Origin of the sequence: Saccharothrix xinjiangensis, assembly GCF_039527585.1 — a bacterium.
Lineage (GTDB): Bacteria > Actinomycetota > Actinomycetes > Mycobacteriales > Pseudonocardiaceae > Actinosynnema > Actinosynnema xinjiangensis.
This window is the reverse complement of sequence record NZ_BAAAKE010000022.1, coordinates 22,887-41,468: the sequence shown is the minus strand read 5'-3', so window position 1 is coordinate 41,468 and position 18,582 is coordinate 22,887. Positions and strand designations below refer to the sequence as shown.

Here is an 18,582-nt window from a genome sequence, read left to right as displayed (position 1 = left end):
CCACCTGGCACCCAGCACCCAGCACCCAGCACCCAGCACCCAGCACCCAGCACCCAGCACCCAGCACCCAGCAATTATGAGCGTTCTAACAATCAGCTTGTTCGAACGAACATCTCCTTGGCACGATCGTGGGGTGAAGAGCGCCGAGCGACACCGGGTGATCGTGGAACGGCTCAGCACCTCGGCCCAGGTCGCCGTGGCGGAGCTGGCGGCGGCGACCGGGGCGTCGGAGATGACCATCCGCCGCGACCTCGACCTGCTCGCCGCGAGCGGTGTGCTGCGCCGGGTGCACGGCGGCGCGGTGCCGGCCACGCCGGCGGGCGTCGAGCCGCCGTTCGCCGCGCGCGCCACCTCGTCGGCCGACGCCAAGCGCGCGATCGCCGCCGCCGCGGTCGAGCTGATCCGGGACGGCGAGACCGTCCTGCTCGACAGCGGCACCACGGCCCTGGAGGTGGCCCGGCTGCTGCGCGAGCGGTCGGTCGCGGTCATGCCGCTGTCGCTGCACGCGGTCCGCGAGCTGCTGGACGCGCCCAAGGTGCGGCTGCTGCTGCCCGGCGGCGAGCCTCGGCCCGGCGAGCTGGCCCTGGTCGGACCCCTGACCCTGGCGTCGCTGCGGGCGCTGCGCTTCGACGTCGCCGTGCTCAGCCCCTGCGCGCTGAGCACGACCGGCGGGCTCACCGCCCACGACCTGGCCGACGCCGAGGTCAAGCAGCAGGCCCTCGCGGTGTCCGCCCGCACCATCGCGCTGGCCGACGGCAGCAAGTGGGACCGCACCGCCATGGCGCACGTCTGCCCGGCCGACCGGCCCGACGTGCTCGTCACCGACCCCACCGCGCCGGAGGACCAGCGCGCCGCGCTCGCCGCCCTCGGCGTGCTGGTGCACGTCGCCCAACCCGCACAGGAGAACCCGTGACCCACCCCCTGCCACGTGCCGCGCGCATCGCGACCTGGGCCTACTTCACCCTCAACGGGTTCGCCGTCGGGATGTGGGTGGTGCACATCCCGAACGTGGAGCGCGCCACCGGCATCTCCCACAGCGCGCTGGGCGGCCTGCTGCTCGTGCTGGGCGCCGCGGCGTTCCTCGGCATGCAGGTCGCCGGTCCCCTGGCCGACCGCTTCGGCCAGCGCCGCCTGCTGCCCGCGGCCGGCGTGCTGCTGGGCGCCGTGCTGGTCGGCCCCGGCTTGGCCGACTCGTGGTGGACCCTGGGCCTCGCGCTGTTCTGCCTGGGCTTCGGCAACGGCACCATCGACGTGGCGATGAACTCCCACGCCGTGGTGGTGGAACGCGCCTACCCGCGGCCGATCATGGCGTCGTTCCACGCGATGTGGTCGATCGGCGGCGCGCTCGCCGCCCTGGTCGGCGCGGGCACGCTGGCCGCCGGCGTGCCGACCGCGGTGACGCTCGGGGTGGTCGGCGCGGCCTGCGTGGTCGCCTCGCTGGTGGCCGCCCGGTTCGTGATCGACGCGACGCCCGAACCCGAGGAGCCGGGCAACGCCGAGGCCGCCCCGTCGGCCAAGCCGTCGCGCAAGCTCGTCTGGCTGCTGGGCGCCATCGCCTTCGCGATGATGCTCGCCGAGGGCGTGGCCAACGACTGGGCGGCGCTGCACTCCGAGGACGTCCTCGGCACGTCCACGAGCACCGCCGCGTTCGCCTACGGCTCGTTCGCGGTCGCGATGACCGCGGGTCGCTTCGCCACCGACCGGGTCGCCGCGCTGATCGGCCCGGTGGCCATCGTCCGGTACGGGTCGGCGCTGGCCGCGTTCGGCCTGACCCTCGTGGTGCTCACGCCGTGGCTGCCGCTGGCGCTGGCGGGCTGGGCGCTGTTCGGCCTGGGCCTGTCGGGCAGCGTGCCGCAGCTGTTCAGCGCGGCGGGCAACCTCGACCCCCGGGCGTCCGGGGCGCTGATGGCGCGGGTCGTCGGCCTCGGCTACGTGGGTCTGCTGGCCGGTCCGGCGCTGATCGGCGGCCTGGCCCACTGGATCCCGCTGAACGCCGCGTTCGTCGTGCCGGTGGTGCTGTGCGTGCTGGCGGCGGTGTTCGCGGACGTGCTGGCTCCTCGGCCGGACCGGACCGAGGAGCCCGTCGGCTGACTCACTCGCAGCCGACGCCGTCCTTGTCGTGGTCGAGGCGGTAGACGTCGGTGCCGACGACGTTGACCGGTCCGGTCACGTAAGCCGGGCCGTCACCGCTGCCACCCGCGCAGTCGACGTCGCTCGCGACCGGCACGCAGCCGCTGTAGTTGGGGTCGCAGGTGGGCTTGGGCGCGGGCTGCTGCGCCGGCGGCTGCGGGTTGGGCTGAGGTTGCGGCTGCGGCTGCGGCTTGGGCTGTGGTTGCGGCTCGGGCTGCGGCTTCGGCTGCGGGGGCGGCGTCGTCGTAGTCGTGGTGGTCGTCGTGGTCGTGGTCGTCACGGTCGTGGTGGTCGTGGTGGTCGTCGGCGGCGCGGTGGTCGTCCGGGTCGTCGTGGTGGTCGCCGCGGTGCTCAGGTCGGCGGCCGTGTTCGCCGGTTCCTCGTCGTCGGTCAGGGAGCCGATGAAGGCGAACAGCAGGACCACGACCCCCGCCGCGATCCACATCGGACGGCGCGACTTGACCGGTGCGGCCGGCGGTGGCGGCACCGCGCCGAACACGGCGGTGTGCTGCGGCGGCGGCACCGCGCCGAACACGGCGGTCGGCGGCGCCACCGGGACCGCGGCCTCCGCGTCGCGGGGCAGGCGCAGCAGGACCTCCAGCCCGCGCGGCCCCCGCTGCACCACCGCCTCGCACCCTGGCCGCCCGCCCCGGTCGGCGACCTGGCTCACCAGCGCGGCGTAGCGCTGGGACATCAGGTGGGTCAGCTCGCCGACCCGCCGACCGTCGAGCAGGATCTCCACCGCCCGCCGGCCGCGGTGCTTGCCCGAGCCGATCGTGCACCAGCCCAGTTCGACCGCGACGCGGCGGTGCGCGCCGGGCACGACGTCGTACCGCGCTAATGAGTCCTGGTGGTGCTCCTCCTGGGTCACCGTCACGGTGACCTCGCCGGGGAACATCACCAGGCCTGCCGTCGAGTTCTCGATCACTGCCCACTCCAGGTGCCGAACGGGTGTATGCCTGACCATCGGCCCGGTGTGAGCGGCGTTACGCCCGACAGCGCAACGTGTTCAGCCGATCACGCGGACGACCTGCTTGCCGCGCCCGCCGCCGGCCTCCAGCGCGCGGTGGGCGTCGGCGATGCGCGCCAGCGGGTGCACCGCCTCGACCACGGGCCGCAGCGCGCCGCGCTCGACCAGCGCGGTCAGGTCGGCGAACAGCTCGTGCCGCGGGTTGCCGCTGAAGAACCGCACCCGCCGCGACCCGAGCACCACCGACCCCAGCAGGTAGGCGATGTCGCCCGCGGAGCGGAAGGCGATGCCCACCATGCGCCCGCCGGGCGCGAGCAGCCGGCGGTAGGCGCGCGGCGAGCTGCCGTGGGTGTCCAGGACGACGTCGAACCGGCCCAGGGTCGCCGGGGCCGCCGCGTAGTCCACCGCCTCGTCCGCGCCCAGCTCGCGCACGAAGTCGAGGTTGCGCGCGCTCGCGAGCGCCGTGACGTGCGCGCCGTACGCCTTGCCGAGCTGGACCGCGACGCTGCCCACGCCGCCGCTCGCGCCGCGCACCAGCAGCCGCTCCCCCGCGCGCAGGCGCGCCTTGTCGCGCAGGGCCGTGATCGCGGTGGTGCCGACCCCCGGCAGCGCGGCGGCGAGCACCGGGTCGAGCCCGGCCGGTGCGGGCGCGAGCTGTCGCGGGTGGACGGCGACGTACTCGGCGGCGCTGCCGAACGACAGGCGCGGCAAGCCGCCCCACACGAGGGCGCCGGGCTCGTGGCCGGGACCGCGGACGACCTCGCCCGCGAAGTCGATGCCCACGCGCTTCGGGAAGCGCCGACCGGCCAGCACGCCGAGCCCGCCGGACCGGAACATCACCTCGCCCCCGTTCACGCTGGCCCCGTGCACCCGGACCAGCACGTGACCCGGGGGGACGTCCGGTTCCGGCACGGTGCCCTCGTAGAGCACCTCGGGTGGGCCGTAACGGTCGAACAGCGCCGCGCGCATCGTCATCCTCCGCAGTAAGTGGAACCTACTTTCCACTTCTAACACCGGGAACCGGAAGGCGTCTTCCACTTCGGCTAAAGTGAGAGCCGTGGCCGGTGAACCGACTCAGTTGCGCGTGGACGCGCTGGCCAACCGGAACCGCGTGCTCGCCGTGGCGCGCGAGGTCTTCGCGACCGAGGGGCTGGACGTGCCGATGACCGCCATCGCGCGGCGCGCCGGCGTGGGCGTCGCGACCCTCTACCGCCGCTTCCCGACCAAGGACGCGCTGGTCACCGCAGTGTTCGCGGAGCAGTTCGCCTCGTGCACCTCGGTGGTGCACGACGCCTTGGACGACCCCGACCCGTGGCGCGGGTTCTGCGTCGTGGTCAGCCGGGTCTGCGCGATGCAGGCGGCGGACCGCGGGTTCAGCGCGGCGTTCCTGGCCGCGTTCCCCGACGCCCTCCCGGTGGCGCGGGAGCAGGCGCGGGCCGAGGAGGCGCTCACCGAGCTGGCGCGGCGCGCCAAGGCCACCGGGCGGCTGCGCGCCGACTTCGTGGTCGACGACCTCGTCCTGCTGCTGATGGCCAACGGCGGCATCGTCGCCGGGTCGGCCGAGGCCGCCCTGGCCGCCTCCCGCCGGCTGGTGGCCTACTTCCTCCAGGCGTTCCAGGCCGACGGGCCGCTGCCGCCCGCCACGCCCCTGGGCCTGGCGGACGCGCTGCGCTGACCTACGCCCGCTCCTGCTCCCGCTCGACCTGCTGGTTCCACTCCCGCTTGGACGACTGCCACCCGTCCTCGTCCGCGCCCAGCCGCCAGTAGCCGGAGATCGACATCCGGTCGCGCGGCACGCCGCGGTCCAGCCGCAGGTGACCGCGCAGCTCCTTGACCATGGTCGCCTCCCCGTGGACGAACGCGTGCGCGGTCCCGCCCGGGAAGTCCAGCTTGGCCACCGCCTCGACGACCGCCTGACCGCGAGGCCTGCCGAGCCGGTGCAGCCACCGCAGGTCCACGTCGCCCGCGGTGCTCACGGCCTGCTCGTCGTCGGGCCCGTCGACCTCGACGAGCACCGTGGCCCGAGCGCCCGAGGGCAGGGCCTCCACGGCGGCCGCGATGGCGGGCCAGGCGCTCTCGTCACCGGCCATCAGGTGCCACCCGGCGTCGGGGTCGGGCGCGTAGGCGCCGCCGGGGCCGGCGAAGTGCAGCACGTCGCCGGGCCGGGCCCCGGCCGCCCACGGTCCGGCGACGCCCGAGTCGCCGTGCACCACGAAGTCGATCCACAGCTCGCGGGCGCCGGGGTCCCACCCGCGGACCGTGTACGTGCGCGTGCGGGGCCACTGGTCGCGCGGCAGGGTCTCCCGGGCCACGGCGAGGTCGAACGGCTCCGGGTAGGCCACGCCCTCCTGCGGGAAGAGCAGCTTGACGTAGCTGTCGGTGTACGGGCCGGGCGCGAAGTCCGCGAGCCCGTCACCGCCGAACACGACCCGGATCATGTGGGGCGCGATCCGCTCGGTTCGCACCACCCGACCGTAATGGGCCATTCGCGCACTCCTAGGTCACTCGATCAGCGCAGTCACCACCACCGTACGTTAGGCGACCCTAAGTGCGTCCCCGGAGTTCCCGCGCGCACCTCACGACGTGACGGCGACGCCTTCCGGCTCCACGCCCGTGGGCACGGTCGCCACCACCGCCCCGGTCTGCGCGTCGAGGACCGACATCGAGTTCGACCCGGAGTTGGTGATGAAGACGAAGCTGTCGTCGGGGCTGGCGGCGGAACCCTCGGGCCGCTTCCCGACCGGCACGGCGGGGCCGACCGGGTCACCGGACCGGTTGAGGATCGACACGGTGTCCTCGGCCGAGTTGGCCACGTGCACCCGGCCGCCCGGGGTGACCGAGACGCCCACCGGCGCGCGGCCGACCGGGGTGGTGGCGATCGGCCTGCCGCGGCGGACGTTGATGACGGTCACGGTGTTCGAGCCGGTGTTCGCCACGTACGCCCGCTCGCCGTCCGGGCTGAACGCGACGCCCGCGGGGAAGCGGCCGACCGGGATGGTGTCGACCGGCTGGTCGTTGCCGGTGCTGATCACGGTCACGCTCTGACCGCCGTTGTTGGTGACGTAGACCAGTTTGCCGTCCGGGCTCACGGCCGGCGTGTGCGGGAAGCGGCCGACCGGCACGTCCCGGATCGGCTTGTTGGTGGCGACGTCGATCACGGTGACCGTGTTGGAGCCGAAGTTGGTCACGTACGCGCGGGTCTGGGTGACCGCCACGCCGAACGGGTTCCGCCCGACCGGGACGGTCGCGACCACCTCGTGGGTCCGCGCGTTGATCACGGAGACGGAGGCGGCCTGCTCGTTGGTGACGTACACCAGGTCGCCGCCGGGCGCCGCGCCCACGCCCACCGGGCCCTTCCCCACCGGCACCGTCGCCACCACCTGGCCGAGCCGGGTGTCGTAGACGGTGACGGTGTTCGAACCGCTGTTGGCGACGAACACCTTGATGCGGGACGGCCATCGGTCCTCCGCCGCCGACGCCGGCCTCGCGAGCGACGCCAGCAGCAACACGACAACACCTGTCCAGGTGACAAGAGCAGCCCTGAAACGGCGGCTGGTCAACTTTGAGTAGAAAGGCATTACGCCCATCTGCGAAAACATGTCGCGTCCTCTCGGCGAGCTTCACCGATAAAGCCCAATTGGTGACACTAACGGCCTAGCGCTCGATATCGCTGCGTGAGAAAGGGTGAGGTCACCTCCGCGGGCACTTGTTTCGCGCGAAGGTGGCGGTCGGGTTTGACGGGCGCAGGCGGGACCGGTCACGCTCCAGAGCCGGCCGGCCGGGGTGGGCCACCACACCGGGCCTCTCCGCGCTCGACCGTTCGGGGGACTAGGCTCCCGGCATGGCGAGGTACTTCGACGTGCACCCGGTCAACCCGCAGCGCAGGGCCGTCGACCAGGTGGTCGCGCTGATCAAGGACGACGGGCTCGTCGCCTACCCCACCGACTCCTGCTACGCGCTGGGCTGCCGGTTGGGCAACAAGGACGGCCTGGACCGCATCCGGAAGATCCGCCACCTCGACGACAAGCACCACTTCACCCTGATGTGCCGGGACTTCGCCCAGCTCGGCCAGTTCGTGCACGTGGACAACGCGGTGTTCCGGGCGATCAAGGCGGCCACGCCGGGCAGCTACACGTTCATCCTCCCGGCCACCACCGAGGTGCCGCGCCGCCTGCTGCACCCGAAGAAGAAGACGGTGGGCGCGCGCATCCCGAGCCACCCGGTGGCGCAGGCGCTGCTGGCCGAGCTGGGCGAGCCGCTGCTGTCCAGCACGCTGCTGCTGCCGGACCAGGACGAGCCGCTGGTGCAGGGCTGGGAGATCAAGGAGCGCCTGGACCACGTGGTGGACGCGGTGCTGGACTCCGGCGACTGCGGCACCGAGCCCACGACCGTCGTCGACTTCTCGCAGGGCGAGCCGGAGGTCGTCCGGCGCGGGGCGGGCGACCCCTCGCGCTTCGAGTAGAGCGCGCTCCGGGCAGGCCGCACCCACGAGCCGCCGCTCCCCGCGCGCGACGAGCGCTGCCCGCACGTCCACCCACCGATCGCGGTTCCGCCGCCCGGAGGTATGGGAGCGTTCCCAGAACGGCTAACTTCCTCTCCTGCCCCCTCAGCGCAGAAGGAGCCAGACGTGCGGAAACGGTTGTCCTCGGCGGTCCTCGCCGCCCTGCTGTCGGTCATCGCCCTGCCGGTCGCCGCCGCCTCCGGCCCGGCCCACCACCGGCTCACCACGTGCGCCAAGGCGGACCTGCTGTTCTGCGAGGACTTCCAGCACGTGCCCACCGGCGCGGGCACCAGCCTGAAGTGGGGCGTGGACACCAGGAACGGCTCGCTGGAGGTCGAGCGCGACCGCCGCGGCCAGAAGGTGCTGCACGTGCGCACCGAGCGCAACGGCCGGGCGTTCCTCAAGGTCGACGACTTCGCCGCGCCCGGCAACAGCTTCTACGGCCGGGTGCGGGTGAAGGTCGCCGCGTTCCCCACCGCACCGGACTGGGCGCACTACACGCTGGTCGAGGCCACCGGCGACGGCCCGGAGGTCGTCCGCCCGCTGGGCGGCCAGTACGTGCCCACGCTGGACAAGACCCTGTGGGGCGTCGGCGCGGACGGCGGGCCGACCGGCGACTGGACCAACTGGCGCGAGTCGGCGCCCTCCGAGGCGGGCCGGTGGCAGTGCGTCGAGTGGCGGATGGACGCCACCGACAACCGGGTCGAGCTGTGGTTCGACGGCAGGGCCCGACCGGACCTGACCGTGTCCACCCGCGACCACGGCGGCAACCAGGTCGACTTCCTGTTCCCCCGGTTCGACACGGTCAAGATCGGCTGGCAGCTGTACCAGCCGAACGAGGGCAGCTACGACCTCTGGTTCGACGACATCGCGCTGGGGGCCGAGCGGATCGGCTGCTAGGCGCCGGACCGGTCGGCTAGTCCGGCAGCCCCGCCGCCATCGCGAGGCACAGGACCCCGCCGAGGACGTAGAGGGCGGTGGCCAGCGAGGCCACCGCCGCCTGGCCGAGCCGGCCGCGCAGCCGACCGCTCTGCGGACCGGAGGCCAGGTGCTGCCACCACATCACCAGGGCGGCCGGCAGCAGCACCACGTGCGGGGCCAGCAGCACGAACCCCACCATGCTCGCCCTGCCCTCCGGTTCCGCGACCAGCACCGCGGCGGCGGGCGCCAGCCAGGCCACCACCCCGGTCAGGATCGTGTGCCGCAGGTGGTCTCCGTGCGGCAGCCGCGGCCCCCGGTACAGCGACGCGGTCACGAGCCCCATCACCAGCGCCAGGACCAGCGCGCCGCCGATCCACCAGAGCGCCCACTGCCGGTCGATGGCGTCCCGCCACCACGGCGCGCTCGGCGCCTGGTCCGGCGGCACGCCCAGCGAGTCGAGCAGGACCCACGGCTCGGCCGGTCCGTACTCGGTGGCGGGACGGCAGCCGACGGGACGGCCGTCGTAGGTGGCCAGGCACGGTTCGAACACCCCCGCCCGGATGGACAGCACCCGGCCGGCCACGTCGACCGAGCACATCGACCCCGCGCAGGAGAAGCCGTCGACGATGGCGAACTCCGGGGTGTCGACCCGGTAGAGGACGCCGGTCTCCTTCCCGGGCGCGACCGGTGCGAGCAGGACGGCCAGCAGCAGGAGCAGGACCGGCAGGACCGGCGGCAACAGGCGCGCCGGGCCCGCCGAAATGCGGATAGCGGTGGTCATCGGTCCACCCCCTCGCCCTGGGGATCGCCGGCGGGCCCGGCGCGTTAGCTTGCCGTCCACTGTGGACCTGCGGAGGATCGGGCGCGCGGTCCTCGACGCGCTCCGCGACCTGCCGCCGGTCCCGGTGCCCGCCCTGGCGTTCCCGCTGCCCGCCCCGGAGGCGTCCACCGTGCTCGGGGTGGTCTTCCCGGCGAGGTGGCGCCGCCGGTCGCGGGCGCGGTGGCGGTCGCGGCGGTGTGGCCGCACCGCCGGAGGTGACGCGGCCCCGCCCGCCGGGGCGGGGCCGCGCCGACCGGTCACCGGGGCAGGCGCGCCCGGTGCGACCGGGAGAACTCGAACCCGTTGTGCCGGTCCCAGTTGATCGACCACGTCATCAGCCCGCGCAGGTCCGGGTAGACCGCCTTGGGCTTGTACGTGCCGCAGTTCGAGCCCTTGGTCAGGCAGTCGAGCGTGCGGTGCACCTCGGCCACGGAGGTGAACCCGTTGCCCGCGTTGACGCTCGCGGGCAGTCCGATGGCGACCTGGTCCTGCCGGAGGCCGGGGAAGACCTTCGTCGCGTCACCGCGCACCGGGAACCCGGCCAGCACCATGTCGGCCATGCTGACGTGGAAGTCGTGGCCGCCCATGAAGTGGTACTGGCCGTCCAGTCCCATGATCGGCCCGGAGTTGTAGTGCTGGACGTGCAGCAGCGTCAGGTCGTCGCGCAGCGCGTGGATCACCGGCAGGTACGCGCCCGCCCGCGGGTCCGCGCCGCTGCCGCCGCCGTAGTGCTGGTAGCCCACCTGGACGAAGAACGTCTCCGGGGCCATGGTGAGCACGAACCGGCTGCCGTAGCGGGCCTTGAGGGTCTTCAGCGCCTGGATCAGGTTGACGATCACCGGGGTGGTGGGCGCGCGGAAGTCCGCGTCACCCGCGTTGAGCGACAGCGAGTGGCCCTCGAAGTCGACGTCCAGGCCGTCCAGGCCGTACTTGTCGATGATGGCCGAGGCCGAGCGGACGAACGCGTCGCGCGCCGCCGCGGTGGCCAGCTGCACCTGCCCGTTCGCGCCGCCGATGGAGATCAGCACCTTCTTGCCCTTGGCCTGCTTCTCCCGGATGCCCGCGATGAACTCGGCCTCGGACTCGACGTTGGGGCACTCGGCCACCGGGCACTGGGCGAAGCGCAGGTCGCCGGAGGTGGCGGAGGTCGGCTCGGCGAAGGACAGGTTGATGATGTCCCAGTCGTCGGAGACGTCCTTCATCCGGATGTAGCCGGAGCCGTTGGCGAAGCTGGCGTGCAGGTAGCCGACCAGGACGCGCTGGGGCAGGCCGCCCTGCGGCGGCGCAGTGGTGGTGGTCGTCGGACCTGTCGTGGTCGTCGTCGTGCTCGTGGTCGTTGTGGTGGTAGTGGTGGTCGTCGTGGTCGTGGTCGGGGCCCCGGCGCACGAAGCGCCGTTGATCTTGCAGTTGGCCGGGACCGCGGTGCCCGAGGCGTTGAACCCGAACGTCACCGTGGCGCCGGGCGCGATGGAGCCGTTGTACTCGCGGTTGGTGAACGCGTAGCGCCCGCCCGAGCCGGTCTGCAACGCGTCCCAGTAGGCGCCGACCGACGTGCCGGCCGGCAGGTCGAACTCGACCCGCCACCCCGTCACCGCGGCGCTCGTCCCGTTCTTGACGGAGAACTGCGCGGTGTAACCGGTGTCCCAGCTCGCGGTCTTGGTGAACGTGGCGGTGACCGAGGCGGCGTAGGCGGGGACGAAGCTCACCGCCGCCGCACCCACCACCAGTGCGGCCACCGCCGCCACCCTGGCGAACAAGACCCTGCGCGACATCGTCGTCGTCCCTCCCAGCGGTGGCGGCCTCCAGGTCCCGAAATTGGACTAGACCATGCCGGGTGATGTCAACAGTTCCCTCCAACGGAGGGGTGACGGTTGGGCCGTCCGCTCAGCGGGTACCTCGAACTCGCGTTCGAACGAAGGGAGAATCGACGTGAACCGCACGCCGGAGAAGGACCCCAGTGACTGGACCACGGGCGACGAGCCGATGACCGGCCCGCAGGAGTCCTACCTGGGCACGCTGGCGCAGGAAGCCGGCCAGGAGGTGCCCGAGGGCTTGACGAAGGTCGAGGCGTCCCAGCTCATCGACCGGTTGCAGGACGAGACCGGCCGCGGTCGGTGACCGCGGCCGGGCGGGCGGCGCGGGGACGTCAGTTCCCGTCGTCGCCCTCCTGGTCGTCCCCCTGGTCGCCGCCGTCCTGGTCGCCGTCGTCCTGCTGGGTGTTCTCGACACCGGGGTTGTCGTCGCCGTCGCCGTCGCCGCTGTTCTGGCACCCGGCGCCCAGCGTCAGGAACAGGGCCGCCCCGCTCGCCAGCACGGCCAGCGACTTCTTCACCGCGTTCAGTCTCATGACCTTGCCTTTACCCAATCGGCCGGGGACGAACCGTTGTCCGGTGCACGAACGGTGACGCCGACAACACGGACGGTTGTCCGGGGGTTGTCCGGATCGTGACCGGCCTTCGGGAAGTCCACGGTGCGCCCACCACCCTCCGGTTACCGTCCTGCTCGTGCAGGTACCGTGGAGATCCGCCCCCCGCGCCGCCCTGTCGAGCCCGCTGACGCTGCTGGTCAGCCTCGTGACAGCGCTGCTGCTCGGCTTCGTGGTCGCGGCGGCCGTCATGCACTCGGCGGCCTCCGGCAGCGCGGCCGTCGACTACCAGCAGGACCGGTTGTGCGCGGAGGCCCTGCACCCCTCGGTCGAGAGCGCCGTCGACCACCGGCAGGTCGCCGACGCGGTCGACGCGGTCAACGGGCTCGTCCCGGACCACCCCACCCTGATCGGCTCCTACACCAGGGAGCGGCGGACCGACTTCGGCGGCGCGCCGACCCTCGCCAAGTTCGGCTACCGCGAGGGCGCCACCGACCACCTGGAGGTCCTCCAGGGCGGCGCCAAGGACGGCCTGTGGGTGCCGAAGAGCATCGCCGACACCGTCGGGGTCCAGGTGGGCGGGCGCGGCATGGGCGGGCGGCTGCCCCCGGTGACCGCCATCTACGAGGACGTGCGCGACCCGCTGCCCGAGTGGTGGTGCTCCGAGCGCCACTTCGTCGTGCCCAACGTGCTCGACCGCGACGAGCTGGCCACCACCGTGGTGTGGATGCCGAGCTTCGAGTCGTTCGCCGCGCTGCCGGAGGAGGTCGGCGGGCCCACCGACCTCACCGTCCGCTTCCCCGCCGCCCAACCGCGCACCGTCGACGAGGCGCGAGCCCTGCTCACCGAGGGCACCGCGCGGATCGAACCGATCAGGGACTTCGGCCGCGTCACCTCGCCCCTCGTGCTGCCCGTGGAGAACGCCGCGCAGACCGCGGTCAACGTGCGCTCGGCGATCCTGGGCCTGGTGCTGATCAGCGTGCTCATCGGCCTGGCGGGCGTCGCCACGGTCACCGTGCAGTGGGCGCAGCGGCGGCACCAGGAGCTGCGCCTGCTGTGGGTGCGCGGCGCCGGACCGGCCGCCCTGGGCGGGCGCGCGGTGCTGGAGCTGGGCCTGCCGCTGGTGGTCGGCGGCACGGCCGGCCTGGGCGTGGCGCGGCTGCTGCTGCCCGTCTACGCGCCCTCGGTGGTGCTGCCGCCCGGCACCGGGACCGGCGCGGCGCTGGCCGTGCTGGCGGTCGTCGCGCTGGGCCTGGCCGTCACCGCGGTCACCGCCGCGTTCCGGGCGCACCGGTCGTTCCAGGCCGCGGCGCGCGGCCACCGGGTGCGCCGGGTGCTGGTCGCGCTGCCGTGGGAGCTGGTCACCGCGGGGCTCGCGGTGCGGGCGTGGGACCGGGTGCAGAACAGCGGCCTGGCCACCACCGAACGGGTCGGCGGCCTGCCGCGCATCGACGCGGCCGCCCTGGCGTTCCCGCTGCTCGTCGTGCTCACCGCGGCGCTGCTGACGACCCGCCTGGCGCGCTGGGCGCTGGCCGCGTCGCACCGCGCCTCGCTGTGGTCCAAGCCCGCCGCGCAGCTGGCGATCCGCCGGCTCGCCGCCGCGGCCGGGCCGGTGACGGGCGTGCTGCTGGTCGGCGTGCTGGCCGTCGGCACCATCGCGGTCGGCACCGCCATCGCCGACTCGCAGCGCACCGCGCTGGAGGACAAGTCCGGCATGTTCACCGGCGCGAACAGCGTCGTCCAGGTCCGCCCGGACCTGACCGAGCTGCCCGAGTCGCTGCGCGGCACGGCCACGATCGTCGGCTTCGTCAAGCTCCAGGAGCGGACCGCGCTGGTGGTGGACCCGCGGACGTTCCGCGACGGCGCGCACCCGGTCCCGTTCGACCTCGACCCGGCGCTGCTGACCGAGCCGCTGCGGGTCGGCGACGCGCCCGACCGCGAGGTGACCCTGCCGGGGTTGCCGCCGCTCGACCCGGACGCGCGCGTGCCGTCGTTCCCGAAGCTCGGCGAGTCCGGCTGGGTGGTGCCCGTCGACCGGGTCGAGGACCGCGAGGACGTCGGCTCCTGGTACGTGTGGTCGAGCAGGCCGCTGGGCGAGCTGACCGGGGCGCTGGCGACGGCGGAGGTGCCTTACCGCCACGGCACCGAGAAGGCCAGGGCGGTGCAGGGCCTGCCGTTCCTCACCATCCGGTGGACGTTCGGGTTCGTCACCGCCATCGGCGTGGTGCTCGCCTTGGTGGCCTCGATCGCGCTGCTGATGGCGGTGGAGGTGCGGCGGCGGCAGAACGCGGTGTCCGGCGCGTTCAGCACCCGGATGGGCCTGCGCCCGGCGGCGCTGCTGCGCAGCCACCTGCTGGAACTGGGCTCGCTGGCCGCGGCCGCGGTCGCGATCGGGCTGTCCGCCGGCGCGGCCGGCAGCGGCTTCACCGTGCCCAGGCTGGACCCCGCGCCGCGGCTCACCCCCGTGCCCGAGGTGCCCGACCCCGTGCCGCTGATCGTCGTCACGGTCGGGGGCAGCGCGCTGGTGGTGCTGGTGGCGGCGTGGGTCGCGGTGCGCTCGGTGCGCTCGGCGAAGATCGGGGAGTTGATCCGTGGCTGAACACGTGTTGCGGCTGACCGGGGTCGGCGTGCGCTACCGCACGCCCGCGGGCGAGGTGACCGCCGTGTCGGACGTGTCCCTGGAGGTGCCACCCTCCGGCATCACCGTGCTGGCCGGGCCGTCCGGGTCCGGCAAGTCGACGCTGCTGCGGGTGCTGAGCCTGGTGGAGCGGCCCACCTCCGGCGGGGTGGAGCTGCGCGGCGCGGGCACCGCGCGGCTGTCCGACCGGGCGAGGCGGGCGTTGCGGCGGCGCGAGGTCGCCCTGGTGTTCCAGAACCCCGCCGACAACCTCGTCGGGCACCTGGACGTGCGCGACAACCTGCGGGCCGCGGCGCAGGCGGCGGGCCGGGACGTCGAGGTGGACGGGCTGCTGACCCGGCTGGGCCTGCCCGGCACGGCCTCCTGGAAGGTCCCGTCCCTGTCCGGCGGTCAGCAGCAGCGGCTGGCGTTCGGGTGCGCGCTGGCGCGGGGGGCGTCGGTGGTGCTGGCCGACGAGCCGACCTCGCAGCTGGACTCCGCCTCCGCGGACCTGGTGCTGGAGACGTTGACCGACCTGGCCGCGCGCGGGGTCCCGGTGGTGGTCGCCTCGCACGACCCCCGGCTGATCGAGTTGGCGCACACCGGGTTCGAGCTGAGGAACGGGGTGCTGGCGACGTGACGGTGTTGCGAGCGGTGGGCGTCGAGCGGACGTTCGTGCACGCCGGCGGCCCGGTGCGGGTGCTGCGCGGTGTCGACCTGGCGGTGGCGGCCGGTGAGCTGGTGACGCTGTCCGGGCCGTCCGGTTCGGGCAAGAGCGCGCTGCTGAGCGTGCTGGCCGGGTTCGACCGGCCCGACGCGGGGGTGGTCGAGCTGTGCGGCGAGGTGCCGACCTCGCCGCCGTCGTGGAAGACCTGCGCCCTGCTGCCGCAGGCGATGGGCCTGGCGGGTGAGCTGACCCTGGCCGAGAACGTCGCCCTGCCCATCCGGCTCGGCCGCGCCGGGGGCGACCTCGGCCGGGTGACCGGGCTGCTGGCGGAGCTGGGCATCGCGGAGCCGGCCGACCGCTACCCGGGCGAGGTGTCGTTCGGGCAGCAGCAGCGCGCCGCCCTGGCGCGGGCCGTGGTCTGCTCCCCCGCCGTGCTGCTGGCCGACGAGCCCACGGCGCACCTCGACCGGAACAGCGCGCCGGCGGCCGTGCGGGTGCTGCGCCGGGCCGCGGACGAGGGCGCGGCCGTGCTGGTCGCCACGCACCACGACGAGGTGCACCGGGCCGCGGATCGCACGATCACGCTCGTGGGCGGGCGGGTGGCTTACCCGGATTGAGCCGAGGGGGTTTCCCGGCTTGAGGCAGGAGCGGCTTCCCCGACTTGAGGCGGGGCCTTCCCGACTTGAGGCAGGAGCGGCTTCCCCGGCTTGAGCCGGGCGGGCGAGCGCCCACCCGGCTCGACCCTGCTTGAGCAGGGCAGGCGCGTCGGGCGGCGGTGTTCCGCGCCGGGCGGCGGAACACCGGTCCACCGCCCCCGGCGGGCGGGGACCGCCCCGGTAGGATGGGAGTCGATGTTGCGTCGACTCGTGGCCGTCACCCTGGTGTTCCCGCTGATGGCCCTGCTGCTGGTGGTCAGCGACTCCCCCTACCCTCCCCTGCCCGGCCCGCCGCGCGACGCCCCCAGGGCCATCGTGGCCATGGGCGACAGCACCATGTCCGGCGAGGGCGCGGGGTCCTACGAGCCGGGCACCAACGGCGAGAACGGCAACTGGTGCCACCGGTCGACCGAGGCCTCGGTCCACCACACCGCCGTCGACGGCGTGGACCGGGTGTTCAACCTGGCCTGCTCGGGCGCGAACGCCGAGCAGGTCGGCATCACCGACCAGGTCCGCAACACCGAGGGCTCGCAGGCGCTGCGGCTGGCCGAGATCGCCCGCCAGTACCGGGTGTCGGTCGTGGTGGTGGCCGTCGGCGCGAACGACGACCCCCGGTTCGCCGACGTGCTGGGCGCGTGCCTGCGGGCGTGGGTCGAGCGCCGCACGGACTGCGCGCGCGCCCTGACCGAGGAGTGGAAGGCCCGCGTGGAGCGGATGGCGCCGAAGGTCGAGGAGGCGTTGCGCGACATCCGGCAGGTGTTGCAGGACGAGGGCTACACGCCCCGCTCCTACACCCTGGTGCTCCAGTCCTACGCCGCGCCGGTGGCGCCCGGCCTGCCGGTCGACCTCCAGAACCTCGCGGGCTGCCCGCTGCGCACCGGCGACCTGGAGTGGGTGCGCGACCAGGCGGTGGCCGAGCTGTCCGCGGCCCTGCGCCGGACCGCCGTCGAGGTCGAGGCCAGGTTCCTGGACCTGTCCCGGGCCGGTGACCGGCGCGAGGCGTGCGTGGGCGGCTCGCGGCCGGAGCAGGAGTGGTTCACCCGCCTGACGGTGGACTTCGAGGGCCTGCGCGACGCCGAGCGGGCCAAGCACGCGTTGCAGGAGTCGTTCCACCCCAACGCGCGCGGCTACCGGCAGTTCGGCCGGTGCATGGGCCAGTTCCTGGCGACCTCCGCGCGGTCGGCGTCGTGCGTGGCGGACGACGACGGCGACCTCGCCGCGGTGCCGGACCGGGACTGACCACCGGATCGGGCTGAGCGCCGGGACAAGACCCGCCGCCCGGCCGGGACCGACCACCGGGCGGCGATCACCGCGCCGGCAGACTGGCCGCGTGGAGTTCGCGGGTGGGTGGGACAGCGTGGCCGTGCTGGTCGGGCGTTGGGTGGAGCGCCGTCCCCGGCGACCTGACGTCGAGGCGCAGCTGCGGCGCGAGGTCCGGCTGATGCCGTGGCTCGCGCCGCGCCTGCCGCTGGCCGTCCCGGTGCCGGAGCTGGTGTCCGACGACCCGCTGGTGGTGCGGCACCCGCTCGTGCCCGGTGAGCCGACGGCCGGCGCCGACCCCGCGCACGGCCGGGCGCTCGGCGGGTTCCTGCGGGCGCTGCACGCGACACCGACCGCCGGGGCCGCGGACCTGGGCGTGGCGCGGGCCGACCACGACGGCGCGCTGGACCGGTTCGGCGCGGAGGTCGTGCCGCTGCTGCCCGCGTCGCGGCGCGGTGCTGCCCTGGCCCTGCTCGACGCCGCCCGCGGCCTGCCCGCCGACACCGTGGTGCACGGCGACATCGGCCCGGAGCACGTGCTGGCCGACGGCACCGGCCTGACCGGGGTCATCGACTTCGGCGACACCCACCTCGGCGACCCGGCCATCGACCTGGCCTGGGCGCTGCACGGCGCGGCCCGCCCGTTCGCCGACGCCGTGGCGGAATCCTTCGGCGTGACCGGCGAGCAGCGGGAGCGGGCGCTGGTCTGGCACCGGCTGGGCCCGTGGCACGAGGTCACCCACGCGTTCGACACCGGCGCGTCGCCGGCGGGGGGCGTGGAGGGGGTCCTCGACCGGCTCAGCCCCTGAGGCCCCGCAGCAGGTCGGCCACCTCCGCCGCGGTCCAGAACGGCGTGGCGCCCGCCAGGTAGGCGGCGATCCGGTCGACGCCCCAGCCGTGCGACTCGGCCACGCCGCCGCCGATCACCTCCAGGTAGGGGCCCGAGGGCTTGGTGTGCTCCACCTCGTCGGCGCGCCACGGCGCGGTGAAGGTCAGCGCGGGGTGCCCGTCGTGCTCGCCGAGGTGGAGCAAGGTCTCGTAGCGGCCCTCCCCCACCGCGTGCCGCCCGCTCGCGACCACCTCGGTCAGGTCGAGGTCCGCGCCGGGCTCGCGGTACATCTCCTGGGCGGCCACGTCGCCGAACTGCCCGGACGTGATCAGGTAGGCGCGGGCGGCGGCCGTCCCGGGCAGGTCCGGGTCGTAGAACGCCCGGCCGCCCAGCCAGACCCGCGACTCCGTGGCGAAGTAGACGCCGCCGGGGACGGTCAGCGCGCGGGTGGCCGTCGGCGGGCTGGTGTCGCGGCAGCCGGGGTAGCCGCGCCGCGCGCCCACCGGCGTGCCGCCGACGAGGTAGCGGGTGAAGCGGTCGGCGCGCATGTTGGACCCGTAGCTGACGTACCAGACCCGGCGAGCGGTCACAGGCACAGCCGGCACGGGCGGGCCGCGGGGTGGGCGGTCTCCAGCTCCTCCCTGGTGCCGACGAGCTTGACGTAGCTGCCCACCCAGGTGGCGCCGCGCGCCGGCGTGCCGTTGATGGTGCGGCAGGTCGCCCGGTGCAGGACGAGGTTGTCCGGGTTGAGGCTGCGCTCGGCGTTGATCACGTACTGGTCCTGGTGGTCGGCCAACCAGGTGTCGTAGGCGCCGCTGTCCACGATGAGCCTTTCGATCATCGGGAC

Annotated in this window: 20 protein-coding genes; 11 read left to right on the top strand and 9 right to left on the bottom strand. The window is 74.2% G+C overall.

Translation table 11 applies throughout. From position 1 onward, the window contains the following. Positions 1-133 precede the first annotated feature (133 nt). Positions 134-913 (top strand): DeoR/GlpR family DNA-binding transcription regulator, encoded by a 780-nt coding sequence (locus tag ABD223_RS31710; protein ID WP_344040326.1) that lies wholly within the window; start codon positions 134-136, stop codon positions 911-913. Continuing rightward, positions 910-2,091 (top strand): MFS transporter, encoded by a 1,182-nt coding sequence (locus tag ABD223_RS31705; protein WP_344040324.1) that lies wholly within the window; start codon positions 910-912, stop codon positions 2,089-2,091. The genes ABD223_RS31710 and ABD223_RS31705 overlap by 4 nt, the downstream gene beginning before the upstream one ends. Position 2,092: 1 nt before the next feature. Here ABD223_RS31705 and ABD223_RS31700 read toward each other — a convergent pair whose 3' ends face one another. Further along, on the bottom strand, positions 2,093-3,058 hold the full coding sequence (locus ABD223_RS31700) for a hypothetical protein (protein WP_344040322.1): 966 nt from the start codon (positions 3,056-3,058) through the stop codon (positions 2,093-2,095). Positions 3,059-3,139: 81 nt separating this feature from the next. Next, the gene (locus ABD223_RS31695) at positions 3,140-4,075 is read right to left on the bottom strand and encodes an NAD(P)-dependent alcohol dehydrogenase (RefSeq protein ID WP_344040321.1); all 936 of its coding nucleotides are present in this window, start codon (positions 4,073-4,075) and stop codon (positions 3,140-3,142) included. An 82-nt stretch (positions 4,076-4,157) separates the two neighbouring features. On the opposite strand from ABD223_RS31695, the gene ABD223_RS31690 reads away from it, so the two are divergent. Beyond that, entirely contained in the window at positions 4,158-4,775 is a 618-nt protein-coding gene (locus tag ABD223_RS31690; protein WP_344040319.1) for a TetR/AcrR family transcriptional regulator, read from the top strand. Between the two features lies 1 nt (position 4,776). Here the strand turns inward: ABD223_RS31690 and ABD223_RS31685 are convergent, their stop codons facing one another. Continuing rightward, a complete protein-coding gene (locus ABD223_RS31685) occupies positions 4,777-5,565 on the bottom strand; it encodes a siderophore-interacting protein (RefSeq protein ID WP_344040318.1) in 789 nt (262 codons plus the stop codon). Between the two features lie 111 nt (positions 5,566-5,676). Next, entirely contained in the window at positions 5,677-6,609 is a 933-nt protein-coding gene (locus ABD223_RS31680; protein WP_344040317.1) for a beta-propeller fold lactonase family protein, read from the bottom strand. A gap of 332 nt (positions 6,610-6,941) precedes the next feature. Between ABD223_RS31680 and ABD223_RS31675 the strand changes: the two genes are divergently transcribed. Both ABD223_RS31675 and ABD223_RS31670 read left to right on the top strand, forming a co-directional pair. Then, positions 6,942-7,562: an L-threonylcarbamoyladenylate synthase gene (locus ABD223_RS31675; RefSeq protein ID WP_344040316.1), complete on the top strand. Its 621-nt coding sequence runs from the start codon at positions 6,942-6,944 to the stop codon at positions 7,560-7,562. A gap of 165 nt (positions 7,563-7,727) precedes the next feature. Then, the gene (locus ABD223_RS31670) at positions 7,728-8,501 is read left to right on the top strand and encodes a hypothetical protein (protein WP_344040315.1); all 774 of its coding nucleotides are present in this window, start codon (positions 7,728-7,730) and stop codon (positions 8,499-8,501) included. 16 nt (positions 8,502-8,517) lie between these two features. On the opposite strand, the gene ABD223_RS31665 is transcribed toward ABD223_RS31670, so the two are convergent. After that, on the bottom strand, positions 8,518-9,303 hold the full coding sequence (locus ABD223_RS31665; protein WP_344040314.1) for a hypothetical protein: 786 nt from the start codon (positions 9,301-9,303) through the stop codon (positions 8,518-8,520). A 296-nt stretch (positions 9,304-9,599) separates the two neighbouring features. Next, entirely contained in the window at positions 9,600-11,114 is a 1,515-nt protein-coding gene (locus ABD223_RS31660) for a chitinase (protein WP_344040313.1), read from the bottom strand. A 211-nt stretch (positions 11,115-11,325) separates the two neighbouring features. Between ABD223_RS31660 and ABD223_RS31655 the strand changes: the two genes are divergently transcribed. Then, the gene (locus tag ABD223_RS31655) at positions 11,326-11,460 is read left to right on the top strand and encodes a DUF3072 domain-containing protein (protein WP_344040434.1); all 135 of its coding nucleotides are present in this window, start codon (positions 11,326-11,328) and stop codon (positions 11,458-11,460) included. A 28-nt stretch (positions 11,461-11,488) separates the two neighbouring features. Here ABD223_RS31655 and ABD223_RS31650 read toward each other — a convergent pair whose 3' ends face one another. Further along, positions 11,489-11,689, bottom strand: a complete 201-nt coding sequence (locus ABD223_RS31650; RefSeq protein ID WP_344040312.1) for a hypothetical protein — start codon at positions 11,687-11,689, stop codon at positions 11,489-11,491. A 157-nt stretch (positions 11,690-11,846) separates the two neighbouring features. Here ABD223_RS31650 and ABD223_RS31645 point away from each other — a divergent pair, with 157 nt between their 5' ends. From ABD223_RS31645 to ABD223_RS31625, 5 genes are all read left to right on the top strand, one after another. After that, positions 11,847-14,306 carry an ABC transporter permease gene (locus ABD223_RS31645; protein WP_344040311.1) on the top strand — a complete coding sequence of 820 codons (2,460 nt, stop codon included), beginning with the start codon at positions 11,847-11,849 and terminating at the stop codon, positions 14,304-14,306. After that, entirely contained in the window at positions 14,299-14,964 is a 666-nt protein-coding gene (locus ABD223_RS31640; protein WP_344040310.1) for an ABC transporter ATP-binding protein, read from the top strand. The genes ABD223_RS31645 and ABD223_RS31640 overlap by 8 nt, the downstream gene beginning before the upstream one ends. Then, positions 14,961-15,608, top strand: coding sequence for an ABC transporter ATP-binding protein (locus ABD223_RS31635; RefSeq protein ID WP_344040309.1), 648 nt, complete (start codon positions 14,961-14,963; stop codon positions 15,606-15,608). Before ABD223_RS31640 ends, ABD223_RS31635 begins: the two co-directional genes overlap by 4 nt. A gap of 234 nt (positions 15,609-15,842) precedes the next feature. After that, the gene (locus ABD223_RS31630; protein ID WP_344040308.1) at positions 15,843-16,886 is read left to right on the top strand and encodes a GDSL-type esterase/lipase family protein; all 1,044 of its coding nucleotides are present in this window, start codon (positions 15,843-15,845) and stop codon (positions 16,884-16,886) included. Positions 16,887-16,977: 91 nt separating this feature from the next. Then, on the top strand, positions 16,978-17,715 hold the full coding sequence (locus ABD223_RS31625; RefSeq protein ID WP_344040307.1) for a phosphotransferase family protein: 738 nt from the start codon (positions 16,978-16,980) through the stop codon (positions 17,713-17,715). On the opposite strand, the gene ABD223_RS31620 is transcribed toward ABD223_RS31625, so the two are convergent. Next, positions 17,705-18,325, bottom strand: coding sequence for a histone deacetylase (locus ABD223_RS31620; RefSeq protein ID WP_344040306.1), 621 nt, complete (start codon positions 18,323-18,325; stop codon positions 17,705-17,707). The two genes, ABD223_RS31625 and ABD223_RS31620, sit on opposite strands and share 11 nt — an antisense overlap. After that, positions 18,322-18,576, bottom strand: a complete 255-nt coding sequence (locus ABD223_RS31615) for a hypothetical protein (protein ID WP_344040305.1) — start codon at positions 18,574-18,576, stop codon at positions 18,322-18,324. The genes ABD223_RS31620 and ABD223_RS31615 overlap by 4 nt, the downstream gene beginning before the upstream one ends. Positions 18,577-18,582 lie beyond the last annotated feature (6 nt).